General features: G+C 54.3%; 15 protein-coding genes. 5 read left to right on the forward strand and 10 right to left on the reverse strand.

Annotation, left to right across the window (positions count from 1 at the left end; genetic code table 11):
* Window positions 1-18 precede the first annotated feature (18 nt).
* Window positions 19-1,098 (forward strand): sugar-transfer associated ATP-grasp domain-containing protein, encoded by a 1,080-nt coding sequence (locus Q1B16_RS19050; RefSeq protein ID WP_299792777.1) that lies wholly within the window; start codon window positions 19-21, stop codon window positions 1,096-1,098.
* Between the two features lie 116 nt (window positions 1,099-1,214).
* Here Q1B16_RS19050 and Q1B16_RS19055 read toward each other — a convergent pair whose 3' ends face one another.
* From Q1B16_RS19055 to Q1B16_RS19065, 3 genes are all read right to left on the reverse strand, one after another.
* Entirely contained in the window at window positions 1,215-2,252 is a 1,038-nt protein-coding gene (locus Q1B16_RS19055) for a hypothetical protein (protein ID WP_299792780.1), read from the reverse strand.
* A gap of 416 nt (window positions 2,253-2,668) precedes the next feature.
* A complete protein-coding gene (locus tag Q1B16_RS19060) occupies window positions 2,669-3,307 on the reverse strand; it encodes a YdcF family protein (protein ID WP_299792783.1) in 639 nt (212 codons plus the stop codon).
* Between the two features lie 170 nt (window positions 3,308-3,477).
* Window positions 3,478-4,104, reverse strand: coding sequence for a rhomboid family intramembrane serine protease (locus Q1B16_RS19065; RefSeq protein ID WP_299792786.1), 627 nt, complete (start codon window positions 4,102-4,104; stop codon window positions 3,478-3,480).
* Window positions 4,105-4,381: 277 nt separating this feature from the next.
* On the opposite strand from Q1B16_RS19065, the gene Q1B16_RS19070 reads away from it, so the two are divergent.
* Complete coding sequence (locus tag Q1B16_RS19070) at window positions 4,382-5,188, forward strand: VPLPA-CTERM sorting domain-containing protein (RefSeq protein ID WP_299792788.1); 807 nt, start codon at window positions 4,382-4,384, stop codon at window positions 5,186-5,188.
* Between the two features lie 627 nt (window positions 5,189-5,815).
* Window positions 5,816-8,467 (forward strand): aminotransferase class III-fold pyridoxal phosphate-dependent enzyme, encoded by a 2,652-nt coding sequence (locus Q1B16_RS19075; RefSeq protein ID WP_299792790.1) that lies wholly within the window; start codon window positions 5,816-5,818, stop codon window positions 8,465-8,467.
* 182 nt (window positions 8,468-8,649) lie between these two features.
* Here Q1B16_RS19075 and Q1B16_RS19080 read toward each other — a convergent pair whose 3' ends face one another.
* Window positions 8,650-9,756: an EpsG family protein gene (locus Q1B16_RS19080; RefSeq protein ID WP_299792792.1), complete on the reverse strand. Its 1,107-nt coding sequence runs from the start codon at window positions 9,754-9,756 to the stop codon at window positions 8,650-8,652.
* A gap of 707 nt (window positions 9,757-10,463) precedes the next feature.
* Between Q1B16_RS19080 and Q1B16_RS19085 the strand changes: the two genes are divergently transcribed.
* Window positions 10,464-12,884 (forward strand): tetratricopeptide repeat protein, encoded by a 2,421-nt coding sequence (locus Q1B16_RS19085; protein WP_299792875.1) that lies wholly within the window; start codon window positions 10,464-10,466, stop codon window positions 12,882-12,884.
* A gap of 308 nt (window positions 12,885-13,192) precedes the next feature.
* Window positions 13,193-14,335 (forward strand): polysaccharide biosynthesis/export family protein, encoded by a 1,143-nt coding sequence (locus tag Q1B16_RS19090; protein ID WP_299792794.1) that lies wholly within the window; start codon window positions 13,193-13,195, stop codon window positions 14,333-14,335.
* Between the two features lie 463 nt (window positions 14,336-14,798).
* On the opposite strand, the gene xrtD is transcribed toward Q1B16_RS19090, so the two are convergent.
* The 6 genes from xrtD to Q1B16_RS19120 all read right to left on the reverse strand — a co-directional run bounded on the left by xrtD (window position 14,799) and on the right by Q1B16_RS19120 (window position 23,287).
* Window positions 14,799-16,406 carry a VPLPA-CTERM-specific exosortase XrtD gene (xrtD, locus tag Q1B16_RS19095; RefSeq protein ID WP_299792797.1) on the reverse strand — a complete coding sequence of 536 codons (1,608 nt, stop codon included), beginning with the start codon at window positions 16,404-16,406 and terminating at the stop codon, window positions 14,799-14,801.
* 171 nt (window positions 16,407-16,577) lie between these two features.
* Window positions 16,578-18,575: an asparagine synthase (glutamine-hydrolyzing) gene (gene asnB, locus Q1B16_RS19100; protein WP_299792800.1), complete on the reverse strand. Its 1,998-nt coding sequence runs from the start codon at window positions 18,573-18,575 to the stop codon at window positions 16,578-16,580.
* A complete protein-coding gene (locus tag Q1B16_RS19105) occupies window positions 18,563-19,540 on the reverse strand; it encodes a glycosyltransferase family 4 protein (protein ID WP_299792803.1) in 978 nt (325 codons plus the stop codon). Before Q1B16_RS19105 ends, asnB begins: the two co-directional genes overlap by 13 nt.
* A 122-nt stretch (window positions 19,541-19,662) precedes the next feature.
* Complete coding sequence (locus Q1B16_RS19110) at window positions 19,663-20,799, reverse strand: glycosyltransferase family 4 protein (RefSeq protein ID WP_299792807.1); 1,137 nt, start codon at window positions 20,797-20,799, stop codon at window positions 19,663-19,665.
* A 57-nt stretch (window positions 20,800-20,856) separates the two neighbouring features.
* Window positions 20,857-21,582: a DUF2334 domain-containing protein gene (locus Q1B16_RS19115; protein ID WP_299792810.1), complete on the reverse strand. Its 726-nt coding sequence runs from the start codon at window positions 21,580-21,582 to the stop codon at window positions 20,857-20,859.
* Window positions 21,583-21,595: 13 nt separating this feature from the next.
* Window positions 21,596-23,287: an ATP-grasp domain-containing protein gene (locus tag Q1B16_RS19120; protein ID WP_299792813.1), complete on the reverse strand. Its 1,692-nt coding sequence runs from the start codon at window positions 23,285-23,287 to the stop codon at window positions 21,596-21,598.
* Between the last annotated feature and the right edge of the window lie 13 nt (window positions 23,288-23,300).

The raw sequence follows: 23,300 nt of genomic DNA on the forward strand, positions 1-23,300 counted from the left end.
TTATTAAGGAGATAGGGTTTGTATAGCGCATCAATTAGAGAACTCAATCGAGTTCGCTCATTTCTTGTCTCAAAACGGTTTCACCGCAACCATCGTGTGAAAGCCTTTAAAGCTTTGAAGAATATCGAAAGTGAAAATGGAGAGCTTGGGAAAAAGCCGAAAGCGCTTTGCGATGAGTATTCGAGAGATATTTTCGGCAGTATGGTTTATTCGCCTTGGCTATATGTTTATTCAGCAGTGTCAGGAGGGTTTAAAGAAGGATGGATACCAGATAATTATTATGGAAAAATGGTGGTCCCAAATATAAAGGGGGCGTATGGCTCTATTTCGGAGCTTAAGCCTCTTAACGTTACATTTTTCGGAGAAACGTACTTCCCGGATATTGCGTCTCATATCAATGGTTTGTTTTTTGACGTCCATAGTAGAGTCATCACCAAAGACCAAGTGTCATCGATATTGTTCGCTACTAATGAGAAAGTCGTTTTTAAGATAGATCACTCGTCGAAGGGGAAAGGAATTTTTGTGTTTGGCAGGCATAATTTTGACGTTGATATTGTTTGTAAACTGGGAAACGGCGTGTTCCAAAGCTATATCGACCAAGACGAAACCTTGGCTGAATTTTCGAGTTCATCTGTTTCCACGCTGCGATTGACAACTACGACTGAAGCTGATGGGTCTGCACGGGTTCGTACAGCACGTTTGCGACTCGGCCGCGATGGAGACGCACATATGAGATCAGATAGGAACGTAAGAATTTCGGTTAATTTGAGTAATGGTCGGTTAGGAAGAAGTGGTTACAACGTAGATTGGACTGCTATGCCAATTCATCCAGACAGCAAGAAACCATTTTCGGATTTTTTCTATCCCAAATTTAATGAAGCCTGTGAGGTTGCTTTGAAGCTTCATGCAAAAGTTCCTTATGTGCAATGCATTGGATGGGACATTTGCGTCGATCGGATAGGTGAGGTGAAGGTCATGGAGTGGAACGGCACTCACAATGGCATTTCGTTCGACGAAGCCTTGCAAGGGCCATGCTTTAAAGGGCTTGACTGGGAGAGGTTCGCCAAATACGGCGGTTCTATGCGCAATAAATCGTAAATGAGCTTTTCGCTTTAGTCTACGCCTGTATATGGTGGCTTTAGCGAAACGAATGTGTGGGGTTACGCCTTGGGTCAATTGTGATTCTGTAGCTCTATCTATTCAAAGAAGTTCCCTCAATGTTTATCTTGTAGAATGGATGCACACTTGGTGACAAAAGCCTCTGCCGATTTTCGAGAAAATTCTTCAATAGGAAAAAGAGGCGCTTGGCTTGGAATTTTATTTGAAATGGGTCCGAGATGGTTTGAATAGTTTAAGTCATCGATCTTGAAACCGCTTTCGCAGACAAAAACATCCCGCCCCTCGATGAGAAGATCATGTGCGAAGAAGCCATGGCCCCAAGCAGAAAATAACTTTTGGGCGATAGACCTGAATTCCTCCTCAAATGGCGTAACCAGGGTTGTATGCAAATACTCAATGAGATCAGCATCCAAAGGCGTGTTTCCAGCGTGCACGTCTGGATTACCGTCGTCAACGTCGCGCGCTCGGGGATATGCATGTAGCACGATCTCATCTACGCAGATCAGCCTAATCGTGGTATAGTAAGACTTGCCGTTGAAGTTCACGCGGGTGTCGATGAACCGGGTTCTAATGAAGTTTTCTTCCTTTTCATTAGCAGGAACTTGTCCGCCGAGATCCGTGGATTTTTTGCTTCCCAGTCGCCTTCTGACGTGACCTGAATTTGTGGTTACGGGGGGAACATTTACACCTGCGTCTGATAAGATTTTCTGAGACGCGATTTTGTCGGCCAACAGCGGACCGGTCTCTGCGCGATTGAATGTTGCGACAGCCATTTTTTCAATCTGCTGAATGTCTTCGTCCAGGATCTGCACGTTGTCTTCACCATACAAATGTATAATGAACGCCGGTAGATTCCCAGCAAGGCGACGGGCCAGTTCCTTTTTTGACCAGGCCCATTCGATCTTGAACCCGTTCCGCCTTAACTCGTCGCAAAAGGGAGGAAAGAATAGGTCTGCCTTTACCTTGCCATTTGCGTTCGCGCCGCCTTCGGTCATTGCTGAGATAACCACTTTGGCCACGGGTTTTTTCGGTTGGGCAACTCTTGTATGCCGCATGAGCAAATATGTTCGTCCGATCGATGTTTTTTCGGCGATGCGCTCAAAGGCACGGTTTGCGAGATGCGTTGGCTTCATGTCATTCCCCAAAGGCATCAACAGACATAGAGAGTGTTCAGCTCATGGCTCTCGTGACCGTTAATTTGCCGACGGAAGCGGTTAGAGCCGCTTACCCTAGGGTTAATTTAATGCCCTTTTCCTCATTTTCGCGCAAGTCTCTGCGTGCGGAAACAAAAAGGCGAACTTAGCTCTGTTCTCCTCCATCTGGGATGCACGCATCAGACATCCCCGCATGATTGTTCGGATAACGACGCCAACCTGTCACCCAGTGCGACACTCAAACGGCCGGAAGACCGCACCGTCGCGTGGCACTATATAAATGTGGTGGGAAAAACCGATTTAGTATGGCTTGGTCGAGCGCATTCTGCGGTGCCGCTTTGATTTCGTTTCTTCTTTTTATGCAAGAGACTGGTCATCTCGCGGCGATGAAGGCTTTAACCATCCAGGCAGATCGTCGGCTCATTCCCCGGCCAAAGCGATCGAGGCAACAGGGTGGCAAACCAAGTGAGGGAGAATTTGCTGAACTCCGAAAGGTCGAGAAGGGATTCGTCATGCGCGTTGTATGGAGTTGAGGTCACGCGCACCACAGATGTGGGAAAGATCGCATGCTGGAGCGCGACGGATGCTCGTGCCATGTGCGGTTGTGATGTGATCAGCGCAACCCTGTTTGTGCCAGCCTGTTTGTCCAGCCAGCAAGACGTTTCCAGAGCGTTTTCGATTGTCGAATGCGCGTCCGGGAGGAGGACGATTTTTCCTTCGGCGATCCAGCTCGCCTGTTCCGGACTGAGGTCGAATTGTTTGGGAAAGCGGTCGACGTTCAAGCCGGCATCCCCGTTTACACCCGTGATGAAAAGCCGCTCCACGCGACCGGAGGACAGCAACTCAAGGCCAAGATCTATGCGATCGAAATCGCCGGTAAACACGATTGCGGTGCTCGGAAGGTCGTCGCGGATGTCGGAGATTTCTGTTCGGGACATGAAATCGTAGAGCAGATAAGCGACCATGATCGCAGCGATCCCGACAATCGAGAGCAGTCGGGAAATCAGACCGATAAGGCTCGAAATCAAGCGCAAAGGATACCACCTTTTGGATGCGTCCCAGTCGTTTCGTCGGATTTGACGTCTTGGCGCAAGCTACGCTGGATCGCGCAGACGTCTCGTACTTTTGTCGCCGTATTTGACTGACAGTGTTTGTCATCTCGACGATAATTTCTCAAGAGTCGCGGTCCAATCTGATCCATCTCTCAGCAGTCCTCCAGCGGCTTACGCTTTATAAGCAGTGCCACGACCCATCCGGCGAGGAACCCCCCGAGGTGAGTTTGCCAAGCAAGTTGCCCGTCCATCGCCCACCAAAGAACGAGGTTCAGGCCAACCAAAATCGCGACAACCCGCGCGGCGTCCCGGAGACCCTCGAGATTGCTGTAGCGGTCGAGATAGTCCCAGGCCACAATCGCCCCCAGTAAGCCGAACAAAGACCCCGATGCGCCCACCATGGGGCGCAGAGTGGGCGCCAGCATTGCAAAGACCGCACTGCCGCCAAGACTGGACCCGAAATATAGGAGGACGAAGCGCACCTGTCCGACCCGGTTCAAAACCGCGTTCCCCAGTGACCAAAGGCTGATCATATTCACGACAAGATGTACGATCCCGCCATGCAGGAAGCTGTAGGTAAGAAACATCGTGTAGGGCTGCGCGGCGTAGTTGGGTTTCCAATTGCCCAGCAGTCCGGGCCAGAAGGCACCGTAATCATAGGCGAGCTGACGTACGTGAAGGGGTACGATCACGGCGCGATCGCTCAGCACAAGAGCTAGCTCGATCGCGCAGCAGGTCGCGATCAGGGCATAGAGCGCAAAATGATTCGGCTTCAGCACCGCCTGCACCGCCTGATTGGTTGCCGCACAGTAGGTCCGGCGGTCCGATAAGACCCCGTATTCCCGCTAATTCGCGTTGCGCGCAACCTAAAGCTGCTGGATTCCTGGCCGGAAGCACGATTATTGCGCGATATCCACAAGAAAATTAGGGTTTGGACCGACTCATATTGACAATGCGGCTCACAAAACGTTAACGTTGAAGTGAGTTAACAATTGCTAGAATTGCTTGCAAGGATGTTCATCCCTTCGGCAGTTCCTAAAATGTGGGGTTAAAACAATGAAATTTGGAACAGTTCTTCTTGCAGCTGCCGGTGTGTTGGGACTTTCCGCACACGCGTCGATGGCGGCATCTATTTTGATCGATGACTTCTCCACGAATGGCACGGTCGTTGCGGCGCTCCAAGGCAATCCTGTCGAACAGGATTTTAATGGCGGTGGTATCTTGGGTAGCGTCAGGACGATGTGGGTTTCGACTGATGGATCAGACGACGTCGGTACGTCGCTGTCCGTTAGCGGTGGCAGCGGCGCCGTCAATTTCAATAACGGTACAAACGCAACCGGGCAAGCCGTCTTGCTTTACGATGGCGGTGGTATGGGCGCGGCCCAGACTTTCACATTCGCTTCAAGCCCGGCCACTCAGATTAATGTCGATGTTGGTGGCCTAGGCGGTCTTAATTTTGTTGTGGGCAGTTCACTTGGAGCGAGCACTTTCGAGTTTGACGTCCTCAGCTTTGATGCGTCCGATGGCGGCATCCCCGCAGAATTGGATTTCCGCGCTTACGCATGGGACACGTCCGGGAACGTCGCGACGTATTTCGAGAAATTGATTAACCCGTTTGACGTGCCAGTTATCACTTTCGACACGGCTCTCAGTCTCGATGAGTTCACATTTGACGCGTCGTTTGACTGGACCGATATCGGCGCATTGGCTTTCTCGGTGGAGTCGATTTCCGCTGAATTCGATGGTGCTTTGGGCACGATATCGGTCGTTCCACTTCCAGCTTCGGCATGGCTGCTTCTCGGCGGTCTGGGTGGATTGGCTGGAGTGTCTGCTGCGTCCAAGCGTCGGCGTCGGAAGTCCTAAATCCAAAGAAGTTTTAACGACTTCTTGAAGCAAATCGAAAGCCACGGTGGACACGGTCCACCGTGGTTTTTTTGTGGCCATGGACACATTAAAACCCGAAATGCCCGTATCCGTGAATACAGAATTTGGAACATAAGCCGGCGTCGAACATATAATCGTCGATCCCCCGCTCTCACACCAGCACACTCCAACCTCACATAAATCCACGATTTCTCTTCGATTGCGCAAGTTTTCGCCGCTGCTCTGACGCCCGACTTGCTCAAACGCCGCTGTAAGGGTATGCCCACACCAAGTTGGGGTAACACCAAGACAGGCAAGTAAATATGGTAGGAAACGACGCCCGGTTCGGGCGCTCAACTGTGTTTTTTATCTCGTCACACATTTCCCGAAATTTTAAAGAATACCAATGCCATGGGTGACCATTCGGTCATCCGGGATTGTTTCGTTCGCGGCTCGGGAAGGCCGAAAAATCATGCGTGGCACGTAAGTTCAGTCTTCAGTGATCCTGACCGGGGGACAGTCTCGGACAATATAACAAACCGTTTCCGCCCAAATGCTGCCCCACTTTCTAGTGAACGATGGTGCGTCGACCCTTGTTACGGGCATCGGAAATGAACGGAGAGCATGATGAACGGACTGAACCCCACGCGTGCGCGCCTCCTCGAGACATTTGGGTTGGATCTTGAACTGGCCCACGGCGTAGGCTGCGAACTCATTGACACTGCCGGGCGAAAATACCTGGATTTCCTGTCGCAGTACGGTGCACTGCCCTTCGGTCACAATCCGTCCCCGATTTGGCACGCGCTGCACAATCAACAAAATCTTCTGCGCCCCGCAATGGTGCAACCGTTGCGCGCGATCGAAGCTGAGCGGCTCGCCGACAGGCTGGCTGAAATCACGCCGCATGATCTGGGTGTTGTCTCCTTGGCGAATTCGGGCGCGGAGGCGGTTGAGGCCGCAATCAAGCTCGCTCGCGCCAGAAGTGGGCGCGATCTCATCCTCTCCACACATAACGGCTTTCACGGTAAGACGATGGGTGCGCTGTCCGCCACCGGGAAGCCGATGTACCAAAAAGACTTCGGGGGACCGGCCCGCAACTTTGAGTATGTCGCATTCGGCGATCTGCAAGCGCTCGAAGACAAGCTTGTGGCGGATGGCCACAAGATTGCAGCGTTTATCGTTGAACCGATCCAAGGTGAAGGCGGCGTGGTCAGCCCCGCCGATGACGGATATCTCGACGCTGTTATCTCGCTTTGCCGCAAACACGGTGTGCTGAGCATCGTTGACGAGATTCAGACGGGGCTTGGCCGTACCGGTCAGCTGTTCGCGTGCGATGACTGTGAGGAAGCGCCCGATATGCTGCTCCTCGGAAAAGCTTTGGGCGGAGGCCTTATGCCCATCTCGGCCGTGGTCGTCCGGCCCGAGATCTGGGATGATCGCTTCGGATTCCTGCACAGTTCGACTTTCGCGAACAATAACCTCGCCTGCGCAGCAGCCAATGCGACCCTTGATTTGCTAATGGAAGATGATTGCGCGCTCATTGATGAGGTCGCGCGGAACGGTCGCTATTTCCAGAAGCAACTGGAGGCTCTCAAAAAACGGTATCCCGGTGTGCTGAACGCGGTTCGCGGGCGCGGTTTCATGCGCGGCCTGGAGTTTCACAAGCCTTTCGAGCGCGCCGACTCCGCGACCATGGCGTTCTGTGGGCTAAATGGCGGTTTCATTGGGCTTTTGAGCTCTTACCTTCTGAATATCGAGGGTGTGTTGACGGCTCCCGTGTTCAACGATGCGCAAGTGATGCGGCTTCAGCCGCCGCTGATCGCCGGCCGCGCAGAGATCGATCGATGCGTTTCTGCACTGGATTCCGTTTGCGATGTGCTTGATCGCGGCGATTATCGCGCACTCATGCAGCAATTCGTAATGCCAGAAAATCGCGCGCGTCTTGCAGAAACCGTCGTACCCTTCGCGCCACAGCAGGGTCCTGCGCGAGCTGTGCCGAAATCCGAACCCGGACGCTTCTGTTTTCTCATCCACTACACGCAAGAAGAGGATCTTTTGCGATCCGACCCGTCGTTTGCCCAATTCACGCCGGAAGAGCGTTCGACCTGGATGGAATGGGTCAAGCGCGTCGGACCTGGCTTTGCATGGCCAGTGTCAGGGGGGACATCTCTTGCTGGGGCGAAAGCCGAAGGGATGATCATGTCTGTCCCGCTCCTGCCGAAGGATATGGTCGGAAAAGGTCGCAAAGAAGCGCGGACCATGATTCAGGCCTCCGCCGGAATGGCTGCGGAATACGGAGCCAGCCGGTTTGGCCTCGGCGCGTTTACGTCGATTGTTACGAACGGCGGTTCTGCGGTTTCTGGCCGGGGCGTACCGGTGACTAGCGGGAATACTCTGACGACCGTCTCTGGCGTGACAGCCTTGGAACGGGCGGCGCGGCGTGTCGGGATTGATCCGGCCAAGGCCCATGTTGTTGTCGTGGGTGCCACCGGTGCGATTGGGCGCCTCGCCAGCATGATGCTCGCCCGCCGAGCGAACCGGCTGACCTTGGTCGGGAATGCCGGTAACAGCAGAGCCCAGCAGTTCCTCGATCGCGTTGCCGACGAGGTCGTTCACACACTTTCCAACGAAGCGCAGACACCTAGAGCAGGTGGATTGAGTATCAGCGTGACGGATCTCATTCCTCCGCAAGGCGAAGAATTGTCCAAAGGTGTGGCAAAAGACTTTGCCCAAGCCTGTGTCGCTAAAGGCCAACCAGTGCCGATTGCTGCGACCACCGATCTGAAAAGCGCACTTGAGACCGCAGACCTGGTTCTTGTTGCGACAAGCGCCGAAGTGACGTTCCTCGATCCGACACAACTCCGTCCCGGAACAGTCGTGTGCGATGTGGCGCGGCCACCCAATGTGGCTCATGCCGATCTTTCGGACAAAGGTGTGCTCGTCTTTGATGGCGGTTTGGTCAGACCACCCTTCCCTGTCAATCTCGGGCCGTTCCAAAACCTCCCTGAAGACCTGTGCTGGGGCTGTCTCGGTGAGACGATGCTGTTGGCACTTGAGGGAGAAACCGACGACTACAGCCTTGGCCGGGATCTCAGCCTCGTGGATGCAGATCGCATATCCGAAATGGCGCGCCGACACGGATTCGAGCCTGCAGAACCACAGTGGTATGGGCAAATGTTGGACGACGCAGACTTCGAGCGCGTAGCTGAGGCTCTGCTGGCCCGACAGAAATCGGAAACACCGCCAAAGCGGGTCGCGAACATGTGGGCGGCAGAATAAATCGATTGTTCCGTCGCCGAAGTGCTTCCGCGCGTCGTGTTCAAAGCTGCACTATGCGAAGGAATACGTCACGGGCAAACAGCCTGATCGTTGTGTGCTCGTGACGGGTTAGCGCGGTTCTCAATCCTGACAAACTGCAAAGATCAGCAGAGGCGGGTTCCAGCAACAAACCGGCGGACATCCTACCTTCTCATCTGGACCGCTTCCTCAATGTCTAAGGGTGGGAACATGCGATAAGGTTGCCACCAATGCGAAAAGTTCGCGAAATTAAGCCAGACGAACAAAACCAGAGCGTAAAAGATCAAGATCGAAAAGATGACAAGTTGTTTCTGACCATTATAGCGGCCAAATGCGTCAGGAAGATTGGAGAAGACGAAAACCTGTAGCGGTATGATATATAAACTAATCCGATCAAGCGCCGTTGAGGGGAATATTCCAGTGACGAGAGCGAGGAAGGACGCGATCGCAAAGAGCGACATGACAAGATAAATCTTGCGTTCGTTTTTCGAAATGATGAAACGTTTTCGAAAAAGAACAAAAAGACCGGCCGGAACAACATTCATGAGAAGTCTCAAGAACGCCCCATCCGAATGCATCTTTTCCTCGATATATTGCTCTATGAATTGATCTGTCTTACCCTCGATGAGCGACGTATACATGAAGAAGATGATGATCAGCAGAATAGGTAGATTCTTGTAATTTCGAAAATTCAGAGTAAGCAGCGAGATGCTGATGAGCACGACTGCGGATCGATGAAACGTTGCCGCAAGAAATATCCAAAAAGCAAACCAAACCAGTCGACCTCGACCAAGCGCGACCAAGCCAATCAATGCGAGGCCCAATGCAACGCCTTGGCGTGTATATCCCATGGATACGACGATTGTCATATATGGAATTGAAACAGCCAAGGCCAACCAAGGCCGCGGCATTGATTTTGCGTATACCACCAGTCCAATAGCGAATACCAATCCACAGACGAGGTTGACGCCAACTATGCCCAATCCCAAATTAACGCTAAGAACGTTCAGCATTTTAAATGCAGGGTCGGGTTGCAGAAAGGCTTCTGTATATGTGAGCGTCTCGGCCTGAAACAAATATCTGAAGTAGTTGAACCAATCACCGCCCACTCGATCGCGAAACCCGATCAAAAACCCGATCGCGATCAGAACCAACATCCAAACTGCGTCGATTCTTATGCTACGCGTGCCATCCGGACGCAGATCGGTATTCGGCTTTGAAAGCGCCGCTGCCAGAGCTGGTATCAGAAAGAGAATCCAATAGGGCCACATTTACTTGTCTCTATTCTGCTCCGGTCAATATCACTGCGTCGTTCATCCAAAACTTAGGTTTATGATTCAATTGTTTTCGGTGAGTTTCAATTTTATCCAGGATACATAAATCAGGTTCCGATTTTCGAATATCGCATATTTGAAGGCAACACGGCGGGAAGCGAACTTTACTCGATCAATAGGTCTCAAGAAATCAAGGGCTCGGTTCTGTGCTCACTCCCACTCTGCGGAAGGCCCGCTCTGCGACCAAAGAAGCCCCAAGAGGTTGCTCGGATGCCTCGTCACCTATCATAATCTGCCCGTCTGTCGCATTACGCAATTTTGTGATTGGATGCATGGAGAATAACGGGTCATTGCGCGATCAACACCTCTTAAGCAAACGCGTGATGTGAGCGGTTTTTGAGCATACGAGGAACTGTCATTCTTACAGGATAGCTGTGTTGCTTCACGCTTAAACCTTCATGCGATGCACCATCGCTCTGTTGCCACCGCGAACGGTCGAATTTTGGTGTTCCGGTGGCCGCTGACGGAAACGATGAGTTTCCAGTAAAAACTGAAATAATCCTTGAAGATCAGAACCACACCCTTGCCGAGAGGCTTCGATTCAGCGACAAATAGCGTGGCAGCCAGAAGCCTACAATCTTTTCTTTTTGTGTCTTTTACCGAGGAACTTACCTGTGCGATTTCTTAGCCGTCTGACCCCCGCTGTGCTTCTGTTGAGCAGCGCCCTCGTTCTCTCTGCTTGCGAGTCGGCTGAGGAACGGGCCGAGGAGCACTACCAGAACGCGATAGCCTTGATCGCCGAGGGTGACGTTGATCGAGCTATGGTTGAGCTGAGAAACGTCTTCGAACTGAATAGCAGTCACGTTGGTGCGCGTCGCGCCATGGCCGATCTGCAATTGGAACGGGGTAACCGGCAAGGCGCGTACCGTCAGTATTTGCGCTTGGCTGAGGCGGATCCTGACGACTTTGAGAGCCGGATCATCCTCTCCGAGATCGCTTTTATCACCGGGAGTTGGGAAGAGCTGGATCGTCATAGCATTCGAGCCGAGGAGTTGGCCCCGGACGATCCGCGTGTGGAAATCGTCGCCCTGGTGCGCGACTACTGGACAGCAATCCGCGATGACGAACCCGCGGAACGCCGAAGCTTGGGCAGCCAGGCCGAGACGTTGGTCGAAGACCATCCAGAGAGCTTACTGCTGCGCAGCGTCCTTATGGACAACGCGATCCGGGAGCAGCAGTTCTCGCGAGCACTTGATGAAATTGACCGGATCATCGAATTGGAGCCGGCAAACAGCCGCTACTATCAAGAACGTCTTCGGATATTGGCGATGCTCGGCGACATTAGCGGCGTAGAGGCGCAGCTGCGTGAAATGATTGAGGTGTTCCCGGAGGACCCGGCGCACAAGGCGACGCTCATTCGCTTTTACGTCTCGCGCAACAACCTGGATGCAGCCGAAGCGGTGCTACGTGACCTTTCCAATAACGCGGCTGACGATGATCCAGACCCGACTGTCGACCTTATCAGGTTTCTTGCGACTTTCAGAGATGCCGAAGCTGTCAAGGCCGAGATAGAGAAAGCGATTTCTGAACGCTCTGATCCGGCACCTTTCCAAGTCTTGGCGGCGAGTTTCGATTTCTCGTTGGGAAATCGAAGTGAAGCCATCGCGACGCTTCAGGACGTTCTCGAAAATTCCGAGCCTTCGGAGCAAACCCGCGATATCAAAGTGACTCTTGCCAAAATGCTCCTCGCAACGGGCAATGAGGTTGGTGCCCGGACCCAAGTTGAGGAAGTCCTGGCAGAAGATTCAAGCCATCCGGATGCGCTCAAGATGCAAGCCGCCTGGCAGATTGAGGCTGACGACACCGATGCTGCGATTTCAGGTCTTCGGATCGCACTGGATCAGGAGCCACGGGACGCAGAGGCGATGACCTTGATCGCAAGCGCCTATGCGCGCGCGGGCCAAGTCGAACTTGCGCGCGATTTTTTGGCGCAAGCTGTTGAAGCGTCGGGAAATGCGCCGGCCGAGACACTGCGATACGCTCAACTTCTGATCGGAGAGGAGCGCTATCTTCCGGCCGAGGACATTTTGCTCGATGCTTTGCGGCTGGCTCCATCCAACACCGAAATCCTGATCACTTTGGGACAGCTTTATCTTCAGATGGACGATCTCAGTCGCACCCAAAGCGTTGTCGATACGTTGCGCCGGATTGGCGAAGACATGGCTGTCCAAGCCGCAAATGGCCTCGAGGCCGAGCGACTTAACAGGCAGAGTGGGACCGACGCGGCGATGTCCTACCTAGAGGACATCGCCAACGGTGCAGACGCAACTCTTGCCGAAAAGATCGCTCTGGTCCGCGCCAGACTCGGTACGGGCGATACTGCCGGTGCCTTGGCCCTCGCACAGGAGTTGAAACAGGAGAACCCTGATAATGAGGCCCTGGATACCGTTCTGGCCGTAGCCTATATCGCCAACGGCGATTTCGATGCGGCCGAAGAGCGCTACCGGGACCTGCTGTCTGCCAACCCCGTTCGGCCGAGATTGTGGCTCGAACTCTCAAGGTTGCACCTGAGGCAAGGAGACCGCGAGGCGGCAAAGTCGGCCGTCGACGAAGGCTTGAGTCATTCACCGGAAAGCGCGGATCTTCTCTGGGCGCAGGCCTCTTTCGAGGAACAGGACGGCAATGTCGACACTGCAATCGAGATCTACCAAACCCTCTATGAACAGAATTCCAATTCGGTTGTAGTGGCGAACAATCTTGCCAGCTTGTTGGCGACCTATCGCGATGACACGGACAGTTTGGATCGCGCTTGGACCGTAGCACGGCGTTTCAGCGACGCAAATGTTCCAGCATTGAACGACACCTATGGGTGGATTCTCCACCGACGCGGGAACAGTGCGGAAGCTCTGCCCTATCTCGAAGCCGCGGCTCAAGGGCTTCCCGGTGATCCAATCGTACAGTATCATCTTGGGCAGGTTTACAATGCTCTGGATCGGTCGCAGGACGCGCTTGACCAGTTTCGCAAGGCAATAGACGTCGCCGGTCCGGCCGATACGCGGCCTCAGCTCGAGGAAGCCAGAGAATTGGTGCGCACATTGCAGGAAACCGGCTCGACCGAGGATTGAGGTCGTTTCGAGCGAAACTGCATCAGGCCCACTTTTCGACGTAATCGGTTGGATAGATCGAGATGAGCTGTGTTGGAACAGGAGCGGAAAACGCCTCCTTGATGAGTTTCGACAATCTGCGGCGGCTCGGGCTTCGCTCCCGCGTCCCTGGAACTCATGTGCAACACATCAAAAGCACTGTGCGCTGCACAATTGCCAAATCTCCCTCGATCTGTCTTTAACTTAGGCTTACAAGTGGTTTTCTCTTGAAAGAAAAATTGCGGCCAAGCACGTCTGAGACGTCATCCGAAAGGAACGGAACCCCTCTTATGACTATTCTGTTTACTCGCATGACCAGAACAATGGTTCTCACGGTCCTAGTGTCGGCAGTCAGTGCTTGTGCCTTGCCGCGGCCGGGGCCCAATAAAGAAGAAATCCTGCAAATCCAATTCGACGAGACCACCGAAACGCAGATCGTTTTCGTGGACGAAAACGTGACCCGCGCGGTCGCTGTTGTACCTGAATCCGGCTTTCCCGAAAGCTTTATCAGGGGAGGTGCTGCGGCGTCCGATCGCATAAGCGCAGGCGACACCCTGTCATTCACGGTTTACGAAAACGTCGACGACGGCGTACTGACCCGTGGAAACGTCGGAGCGTCGGCCCTCAATTCGATTCAGGTCGATGAAGACGGTTTCATTTTTATCCCGTATGCAGGGCGCATTCGCGCTGCTGGAAATACTCCGGAGCGCCTGCGCCAGATCATCACCGAGAGGCTCGGCGCTCAGACACCCGAGCCGCAGGTTCTGGTTCAGCGCGCAACAGGTGACGGTGCAACCGTATCCATTCTTGGCGACGGGATTGCCGCACAAGGGGTTTACCCGATCCAGAGATCCAGCCGCAGGCTGATGGAAATGCTTGCGACCGCTGGCGGAATTACAGCTCCGTCTGAAGTGGCCCGCGTGATTGTTTTGCGGGACAAGACAAAGGGGCAGATCTGGTTCGAAGATGTCTACGACAACCCGCATCTCGACATAGCCCTTCGACCGGGCGACCGCGTCCTGGTCCAGCGCGATCCCCGCGTATTCACTGTCCTCGGGGCAACTGGTACCCAGGCAAATGTTCCATTCGGGATGCGTGATTTGTCGGCGCTGGAAGCGATTGCGCAAGCCGGCGGGTTGAATAGTTCAGTTGCTGATCCAACCGGTCTGTTCGTCATTCGTAAGCAGGATACCGAAACTGCGAGCAAAGTGCTGGGTCGTTATGATTTGGTGCGTGATCCGACAATCATCTACGTCCTCGACCTGACAAAACCGAACGGAATTCCCCTGGCCCGAGATTTCGACATCCGTGATGGAGATACAATCTACGTCACTGAAGCACCCTCGGTACAGTGGTCCAAGACATTCGACACAATTCGCGGCACTGTAAATACAGCGCAAACAGTCGGCTCAGTCGCGGCAGCAGCGAACTAGGTTGCTCGGCACGCTCAAAAACCCACTGGGTTCATTCTTGAGCGTGCGACGGCCAGACCTGAGGAGAGTCGTCAACTCTTGTCGCGTAAGACGCTGGGGCGTCTGACGGGCGTGTGTAAAGATCGCCCTGCTGAATGAGTTCAAAGGGGGTTTGACCGTCGGGCAGTGCTCAGCGTCACTCGTATTGCAGAAAGTTGCTTATAGAAGCAACAGCAATCAACCTCGGGAAAATGACGAACATCGTAAAGCGGCTCGCTTTCTGTACCGTGGCGGAATACTTTGATTTCGATGTTTTACATCAAGCGCCCGGACAAACGCGCACTCGTTCCGAAGCAGAGCTTTGTCTCCTCCCCACGCTTTACATTACTGTCTCTTTCGGCACCAGTCGCAAGGAAGATCAGCTTTTCCGATGTCAAAGTGGCCCAAGCTGGCCTGCGGCATCAAGATGAGTTTGAACCCTGATTCACGGTTCCGGAATGAAGCGCGGCAATCTGGGGAGAAGTTCTGTCAGCAGATCGCTCATCTGTTCCTCGACTTCCGCCTCGGACTGTCCCTCTGCGATAGGACTGATCAGCCGGATGATGGCGCCATCGAGGCGGCCTGCCATCACCCCTCGGGTCAGTACGCTGATTTTCGCAGCGGTATTCCTTGGCATCGCCCGGCCCATATGGGTGAACCAATAGTACACGAGCATTCGCTCCTGTTCCTTCTGGATGACGACGCGGTTGACGTTGAACGACTCGGTCAGGCCCAAATTCTCGGAGATGTCGACCCGTTCGACCTTCGCGATTTCCCAACCCGCACCTGGCAGGCAGATTTCGGGGGTATGCTGCACACCGTCCGCTGACAAGTCTTCGTACCACGCCGAGAAGAAATCGAGCCGGGGCTCGCTCGGCGATCGGCTGAACTGAACGGCGATGTAATCATCCGCGCCAAGGCTTCTTTCAATCTCCGGAGCGAACCTCCGCTCATCTCCGAGTTGCCGCCAATCGCCAACTTGTTTCGGAAATACCGAGAAACTGAAACGCTCCGGCGACGTAGGGGTGCGATCCGGCACCAGTGGCCAGGCGCTCGCGGCAAGGATCATCATGATCGCCGCCAAGATCAGAGCGCGGGACGGTTGGACCAGCTTGAGACGCGCCAATTGGGGGAACCATCCATGCGTGTCTAGATCCAGCGCTTCAGTCAAGCTCAGTTGACGGGGGTTCAGCTTGACCAAGACGAAGGCGAGCACGAAGAGCAGCAATACGCTGGACATGAAGATCACCCAACCCTCGAAGAAATGGGTGAAGCCTTCGAGCCACTCGGCTCCGAAGTGCTGCATCAAAATCCCGGCCATCGCAATGCGGACCGAGTTCATGAAGACGGCAATGGGCGCGGCCGCAAGGAGCAAGACAACCTTGTGCCACTTGGGGCCTTGGTAAAGGAACGCAAAGATGTAGGAAAAGCTGAGGATCGGGAAAAGGTAGCGCAGCCCCGAACAGGCTTCTGCGACATGAAGCTTCAGAACGCCCAGGTCGATGATGTTGCCATCAAGAAATACCGGAACGCCCGCCAGCCGCAAAAACCATACGCCCAGTTCGGACGATATGAGCTGAAGGAAGGTGGAGACCTCGTAGTAAAGCATGCCCGGCAACGGCAGCATGAAGACGAGATGGAGCACCGGCGGCCAGAAATGCTTACCGGTCTGCCAGCCGAAGCTGATCAGGAGAACACCGCCCACCCAGAGGATCATGGCGTATGCAACCAGACTGTCTGCGTGGAAAAGCTTGCCTGTGAGCGCAACCGTGATTGAAACCAGAACCAGAATTACGCCTTGCCACCGATCACTTTTCGGACCTGGTTGTGGTGGGTATTCCTTGAGTTCGCGCAAAAACATGATTGCCGAAAGCACGGGAATCAGCGGACCGTGGCTGTATTCCGGGCGGCTCCACGCATCAAGCAGTACGTCGAAGCCCGGGCTGAAAAACAGACCGGCGGCGAGAACCGTTATTGCCAGCCAGAAAAGACCCCAGGTCAACCAACCGCCTGCGGCTTTGGTGAGATAGTTGTGATCGGTCAATGTTGTCATGAGGCTAAAATCTTGAATGAGGGACTGTTATGATAATAATTGGCAATATGGCACTATAACGTGTTATCAGAAAACTCATTTTCTTCAAACTCACAGTCGCGTCAGTAACCGCGCTGTCGAATGCCGAGAGTGTCGCAGTGTTCACACTCTGCTCTTGCCAAGCCCGTGTGCTTACATTGGAGCGGAGGCCTCCGCGCCTTGAATGGCCATCCGTTTGTCAGCCGAGGTGCCGATCCCAATGTTTCGTGCCCATAGCAACAGCATCAGAAGCGTCCACAGCGCTTTTCCGGCATTGATATGCTTTGCCTGGTGCGCGCTCCAAATGTCTTCGACGCGATTTCTGTCGAGGCCCAGGCTTGTGACGAGCGCTTCATCTTTGATCAATCCCGACCCCCAGTCTCGCAAAGACTCTCTGAGCCAATCATCGAGCGGCATTGCAAACCCTTGCTTGGGGCGTTCGATCAGACTTTGCGGAACATAGCGATAGAGCAGTTCTCGGAGCAGTTTCTTGCCCGTACGCTGATCTACATGAAGCTCAATCGGGATTTGGCGAGCCACAGCTGCCACACGCGCATCCAGAAATGGCGCGCGAGTTTCCAATCCAACGCTCATCGCGGCGCGATCCACCTTGACCAGGATATCGCCAGGCAGATAGCCGGTCATGTCGCGCGCCATGATCCACTCCGCCATCATCATCCGTGATGGATCAACTGCCCTCGGGTCTGATTGAAACGGCGGCGCTGGGTCCAGCAGCGTATCGGCGAGGCTTTGCCCCGTTGATATGAATGTCTGGTAAAAATCTTCGGCATGTCCCGCCGTGCGAAGCGTTGCTGCAAGCTTCGGCAGGTTATCGAGAGTGGTCAGCGGTAAACCCAGTGCAGTCGTGGCGCGCCGAGATATCCTCTCGTTTCGCAAAGCCAGTTGCGCTGCGCCGTCAACTGCTCCGGCACCGAGATGGCGCAGTATCCGAGGCAACTGCACAACCTGGTTCCAGAGCTTCGGTCCGCGTATATGCCGGTTGTAACCGCCAAAAACCTCGTCACCGCCATCGCCGGTCAGTGCCACTGTCACGTGTTTCCGTGCAGAGCGGCAAAGCAGTGTTGTCGGAATTTGAGAGCTGTCCGCAAAAGGTTCGTCATATATGGACGGCAGATCCGGGATGATCGCCAGAGCATCGTCTTCTTTGAGTGTGAATTCAGTATGGCTCGTCTTCAGATGCGCAGCCACGGCGGCCGCATGCGGCGCCTCGTTGAACCATGCGTCTTCGAAGCCGATGGAAAACGTCTGGATTTGACGGTCAGACTTTGCCTGCATCAGGCTCGCAACGAGGGAGGAATCAACCCCTCCGGATAGAAAGCAGCCCAACGGGACATCGCTGACCATCTGCTCGCTCACGACCTCACCCAATGCGCGCTCCAGTCTCGTGACAGCCTCGTCACGGTCGGTAATCTTGGCGGGTTGACCGAACTGAGCCTCGACCGAAGCGTAGCAAAGCTGTTCGGGTTCCCCTCCTTCCCGAAGTTGGATGATGGTGCCGGGCATGATCTTTCCCACACCGGCAAGGATGCACATATGGTCGGGCACGTAGCCCAACTCCAGATACGAGACGAGTGCCCCACGGTCGACCGGCGCGGCCAGACCTCCTGCAAGCAATGCACGAAGCTCGGACCCGAAGACCCATCCGTGATCTTGGCGCGAAAAATAAAGCGGTTTCTCCCCCATACGGTCACGCGCAAGCGAAAGTACACGTTCTTGCCGGTCCCAAAGTGCGAGGGCGAACATTCCAAACGCCTTCTCAAGCGTTCGCGTCAGTCCCCATTCTGTTATGGCGACCAGCAAGGTTTCGGTGTCGGAATGGCCAGCCCATACCGAACCCGGAATATCGTTTTCCAAATCGAGGCGCAGCGATCCGTGATTGTAAATCTCACCATTGAACACAAGAATGTAGCGGCCGCACGGCGACTGCATTGGTTGAGCTCCGGCCGGACTCAGATCAAGGATAGACAGGCGCCGATGTCCAAGCGCAACGCCCTGCGTGTCATCCAGCCAATATCCTTCGGCATCGGGTCCCCGATGCTTTATCGCCCGTGTCATAGCCAATAAGGCGCGACGGGCCTTTTCCGGATCGGGAAAAGGGTCGAAAGCGACGAAACCTGCTAGCCCGCACATATTGGATCATTCCCGGATATTGGTCCCGCCAGAAGCGCGTTGCACGCTTCGCAATAGTCGTCTCGAAATAGATTGGCATCCGCCCATTTTTCGGACGCGCGCGCTGAGAGTTGGTGCCAAGAAGACGGCGCCTCAAGTATCGCAGCGATCCGTTTCGCGGTCTCCTCCGGCGTCGTTACGTGGATGCCATTGTGCCCGTCGATACAATACCGGGGGATTTCTCCAACGGGGGTTACGACCGGGACCAACCCCATGCCCATCGCTTCGATCACCGACATGGCCATTCCTTCGAACAAACTCGTCTGCAAGTAAAACCGGTAGTTTCGAGCGCGAGCCAGCAGCTCGTCTTGTGGAAGGGCTCCGGTAAAGCTCACGGCGCCGTCGAGGCCCAGATCGTTCACCCGGCGTTTCAGACCGTCAAGCGCGCCGCGGTCCGGGCCGATTATGTCGAATTCGGCATCGGGAAATTGCCTATGGACAGCCGCGAAAACATCGAGTGCTTGTTCGAGGTTCTTTTCCGATTGCAAGCGCCCCCAGAAGACAAAACTGGGCGATATTCCCTTTGTCTCGTCAGATGGTGGGGTCTGTTTCGCGGAAGGTGGAAGCTTGGTTAGAAAAGAAAGCACCCTCGTCCTTTCACGCAATGCCTCGGGAACTCGGGCTTCCAGTGTCGTCGTGGAATCCGCCCAGATCTCATCCACGACGTGCATCGCTGCGCGGTTCAGGACGCGGTCAAAAATATGAACATCCACCGCAGAATGAAGAAACAATACTGTTCTCGTCTTTGGGCGAAACGCTTTGAGCAGGAGCAGCGTGGGGCAACTGCGCCACAACGAGGCGATCACGAGATCAGCCTCGGCTTTGTAAACAAATCGCAACAATTTCAAATGCGCAACGGGATGATTGACGGATACAAATGGCCCATGCCAATCGTCTGGGAAAATCTCCACCGGTGAATGTGTCACCAAATATGCGCGTCTCAAGCTGACTGGACCCTTAGGACTGTCCCATTCCGCTGGGACAGATCGCAAGGCTGTCTCGACGCCACCAACGGTGTCGTAAGGCACCAAATGTAGGATTTCCGGCATCAATCGCCGTCCCGTTGCCGGATCAGTTTATAGGTCAGTTCTTCGTAGGCCCGAGCGGTCAGTTTTGCATCGTAATGACGCACCGCGTGTGCTCGGGCGGCCTTTCCGAGGCGTCGGGCTTCGTCAGGATTGTCCAGCAAGTCATTTAGTGTGGCGCGTAGAGAGGAAGAGTCGCCGGATGGATAGAGCAAGCCGACCTCTGGTGTGACCATATTGGTGACACCCGAAACGGCGCTTGCGACCACCGGAAGCCCTACTGCCATGGCCTGCATGATCGAATTGCTCATGGTCTCGCCAAAGGTTGCGTGAACATAGATATCAAGGCTGCGCAGCAGGTCACGCACGCCTTCAGCGCCAAGCGTTCCATGAAAAGTGACGCGGTCCTGTAGCCCCCGGCGCAAGATATCATCCTCAAGCATCTGGCGCGTCGATCCGTCGCCCGCGATCTCGAGCTTCAAATCGAGCGATGGTCGATCGGCGCAAAGATGGTCGAAGGCGTCGATGAGTGTTGAGTGATCTTTCTTTGGCTGAAGGCGCGCGACCATGCCCAAACGTACGACCGGTCTCGCCAAAAGTTTTTCTGCATCTTTGGATGCGGGACTGTAAAAATCTACATCAAGGCCGTTCCCTATGATCGAAACTTTGTCCTGCCGGTGGAGCACGCGCAGATGGTCCGCCGCTACCTTTGCTGCATCATCAGTCAAGTACACAATTGCATCAACGCTGGCATGGGCCACCGCAAGTGCACCCCAATCTTTGATGGATTTTGTTGATTGCGGCTCGGTTTCACGAACCAAAACCAAAGCAGGCGATTTGTTCCAGACAACCGACGGGATTGTTGCCAACCCGTGCACGAAAACCAAGTCGGGGCAGTTCTCAAATATTGCGTGTCGCAGATGTCGATAGAATTCGACGTAGCCGTGGCCTGGCTTTTTCGGAACATAACGCCAAACTATATTGTCGCGATCCAAACGATTTACGTAGTCTTTGACGGGCGGCTCAACCCCGGTCAAAAGAACAAGATGCTCAGCGCGCGAAAAGAACCCCGCGTCCAGCATTCCGAACATGACCGCGCCGTGTCCACCAAGCCCTGAGTAAAGAACGTGAACGACACGTCGGACATTTTCTTCGGTCATTTGTGTCGTCTCAATCTAGTGCAGTTCAAAAACATTAGCTTGTGCCAATTCTGGTCGTTATTGCAGCCGCCGCTTGACAGTCAACGCAAGCCTGAGCGCGACACCAATCGGATTTGTCAACGCAACGGGCGAGACGCGATCACTGGCGCGATCGAAGTCGAGGAAACGTCTGGAATTGGCTGTCACGAACTCACCAAGCGCTTCAATCTCTTCTATTCGCATGTTGTTCAAATGCAGGCACATTGTGTAAAGTCCAACGCCAAAGTTGACAGGACGTTCGAACAACTGCGGAACAAAGGTAAGTCCCTTGTCCTGCCAGGGATAGATCCCATAACCGTCGGTAACTCTTTTGAAACCCAAGGTTTTCAAGGCAGCCAAGGTAATTTCGTCATAACTGTGAAACGGCGCCATGAAAATATCTGTGCCGATTCCTTGCTCTTCCAGAATTGCTTGTCCCGCTGCCAGATCGGCCTTCTGTTCATCAAAGGACCGTCCCGCAAATTCGCTTCGTGGCGAAATCCCAAGTAACCCACGGTCGGCACTGTTGATCCGGTGCTGGTATCCGTGCTGCGAGATGCTCCACCCTTTTGCTTGGAGAGTTCGCATCGTTTCCCAAAAGGCAGGATCGGGTGTGTCGACAACCAAGTCGGGATCCTGATTGTCAGGGACAACGCCCAAGAGCGGCCGAACGCCCGCGGAATCGAAATATGTCTTGGCCAATGCAAATTTCGTATGATCCATCGTAGGGCATATATCATCCAACCTGATCACGAAGCGTGCCAATGACATCGTCCTTTCAACTGATCTGATCCTGCAAGGTTGCTTCGATGCGCCTGAAGCAATCCGCATACTGGTCTTCCGAAGCGCCATGTGGATCGGCTATCTCACCCGTTTTTCGCCTTCCAAGGTCATCGAAGAGAACGACGCGTGACTGCAATTCGGGATGTGTTGCCGACACCTCCGCCAAGGTGCGGAAGTCAAAGACAACGATATGTACGTCTTTGCGATGATCATGTTTCAAGGCTTTCAGGTTGCGCGACCTATGCCGGCTTCCGTCCAGACCCTTTTCTTCTAGAAAACGGGCAGCGGCTGGACTGATCCCCCTGCCCTGCAACGGGAGAACACCCGCGGAAAGCACCTTGCTGAAACCTGCGTGCCGGAACAGAATTTCTGCAACGGCACTGCGGTTGATGTTTCCCTGGCATAGGAACAACACCGGCTCGTCCGGATGCAAGCGGCGAAAGCGATGGCGACGGGCCAGCCGCGCCGTCGTCATGCGCAGGGCAAGCAAGCCCCGGCGCCATGTTTTTACAACAACTGGATTCAACTGGCCCAAGGCGGGCAGGAGATCGTCGCTTTGCTCGATGTCGAGATGCTCTCGTCCACCTAGAGCGCGTGGCAGGGCCGCAAACCAGTCAATCAGCGGTGAAGAGCGCGACAGCCAGCGATGGCGTTGTCCGACCACCCACCGCAGGTCATTCTTCAAGTTTCTCACTCGCACCGGTCGATCACTACGGACCAGAGCGTCTGGCAGATCCATACCGAGCGCCTGAGCGACTGCGAGCGCCGGAAAGTCCACGCCGGCGCGAATTGCAGTCTCTATCGACCCCCAAGGACGGCAATTCATTTCCATGATCGTCAATTTGCCGGCGTCGTCCTTCAATTCAACCATCATCAACCCTGACCAATTGAGCTTGGCGGCGATGTGGCGCGCTATGTCGACATTTTCTTCCGACACCGGGATATTGCAGCGGAAGCTGCTACCTCCGCCATCAACAGGTTCGTGCAACCGGCGGTTCATGGAAACCGCCACCAGTCGCCCTGCGTCGGCAAGCAGATTCAATCCCGTACCCCGTCCGTTCACGGGCCGCTGCACGAGGACTGGAAGCCTTGGCAGATCTTCGGCCAATTTGCGTTCAAGCTGCGCGGTTTCCAGACATTTTTTAACCTCGAATGTGTTGACGAAGTTGTCGCTGATCAGACAACTGCGAACCGGTTTGACAAACACCGGACCATTTTCAAGGAGTGCGAATGCAGGCGCCGTGTTATCGCCGGGCGCCAGAAGAACACCGTCAGGTGTGTGCAGACCTACTTGACGCGCCAGTTCCAGCGCCTTCGCTTTGTCCACCGCTTGTCGATAAGCTTCGGGATCGGGACCAACGATTACAGTATGCGATGCCAGCTTTGCATAATCCGCGTAGACCAGCTCACAGGCTACATCGTTGATCGGGAATACTGCATCGTAACGATTGTCTTTCAAATGGGTTTCCAGACGATACAAGAATGCGGCAACGTCTGTCACAGGGGACCCCAGGAAATGACGCCTCCGGCAGTATCGCGACAATTCAGCTGGCTGGCGGACAGGATCGAAGGCAATAATTTCAACGTCTGCTCCACGGCGACCCAAGGATCGGCAGACCGATAGAGCCGCGCGCTCGTTGCTGCCCAACAGAAGAATTCGCCTGCCCGCAAGAAACGTGTCAGACATTATTCGGGCTCAG

The sequence above is a fragment of the uncultured Marivita sp. genome (genome assembly GCF_947488135.1).
In the GTDB taxonomy this organism is placed as follows: domain Bacteria; phylum Pseudomonadota; class Alphaproteobacteria; order Rhodobacterales; family Rhodobacteraceae; genus Marivita.

What these genes read in the sequence shown, in the direction of transcription:
- Q1B16_RS19055 (WP_299792780.1), bottom strand. Translation starts at nt 2,252, where the DNA reads ATGAAGCCAACGCATCTCGCAAACCGTGCCTTTGAGCGCATCGCCGAA.
- Q1B16_RS19070 (WP_299792788.1), top strand. Translation starts at nt 4,382, where the DNA reads ATGAAATTTGGAACAGTTCTTCTTGCAGCTGCCGGTGTGTTGGGACTT.
- Q1B16_RS19075 (WP_299792790.1), top strand. Translation starts at nt 5,816, where the DNA reads ATGAACGGACTGAACCCCACGCGTGCGCGCCTCCTCGAGACATTTGGG.
- Q1B16_RS19080 (WP_299792792.1), bottom strand. Translation starts at nt 9,756, where the DNA reads ATGTGGCCCTATTGGATTCTCTTTCTGATACCAGCTCTGGCAGCGGCG.
- Q1B16_RS19090 (WP_299792794.1), top strand. Translation starts at nt 13,193, where the DNA reads ATGACTATTCTGTTTACTCGCATGACCAGAACAATGGTTCTCACGGTC.
- xrtD (WP_299792797.1), bottom strand. Translation starts at nt 16,406, where the DNA reads ATGACAACATTGACCGATCACAACTATCTCACCAAAGCCGCAGGCGGT.
- asnB (WP_299792800.1), bottom strand. Translation starts at nt 18,575, where the DNA reads ATGTGCGGGCTAGCAGGTTTCGTCGCTTTCGACCCTTTTCCCGATCCG.
- Q1B16_RS19110 (WP_299792807.1), bottom strand. Translation starts at nt 20,799, where the DNA reads ATGACCGAAGAAAATGTCCGACGTGTCGTTCACGTTCTTTACTCAGGG.
- Q1B16_RS19120 (WP_299792813.1), bottom strand. Translation starts at nt 23,287, where the DNA reads ATGTCTGACACGTTTCTTGCGGGCAGGCGAATTCTTCTGTTGGGCAGC.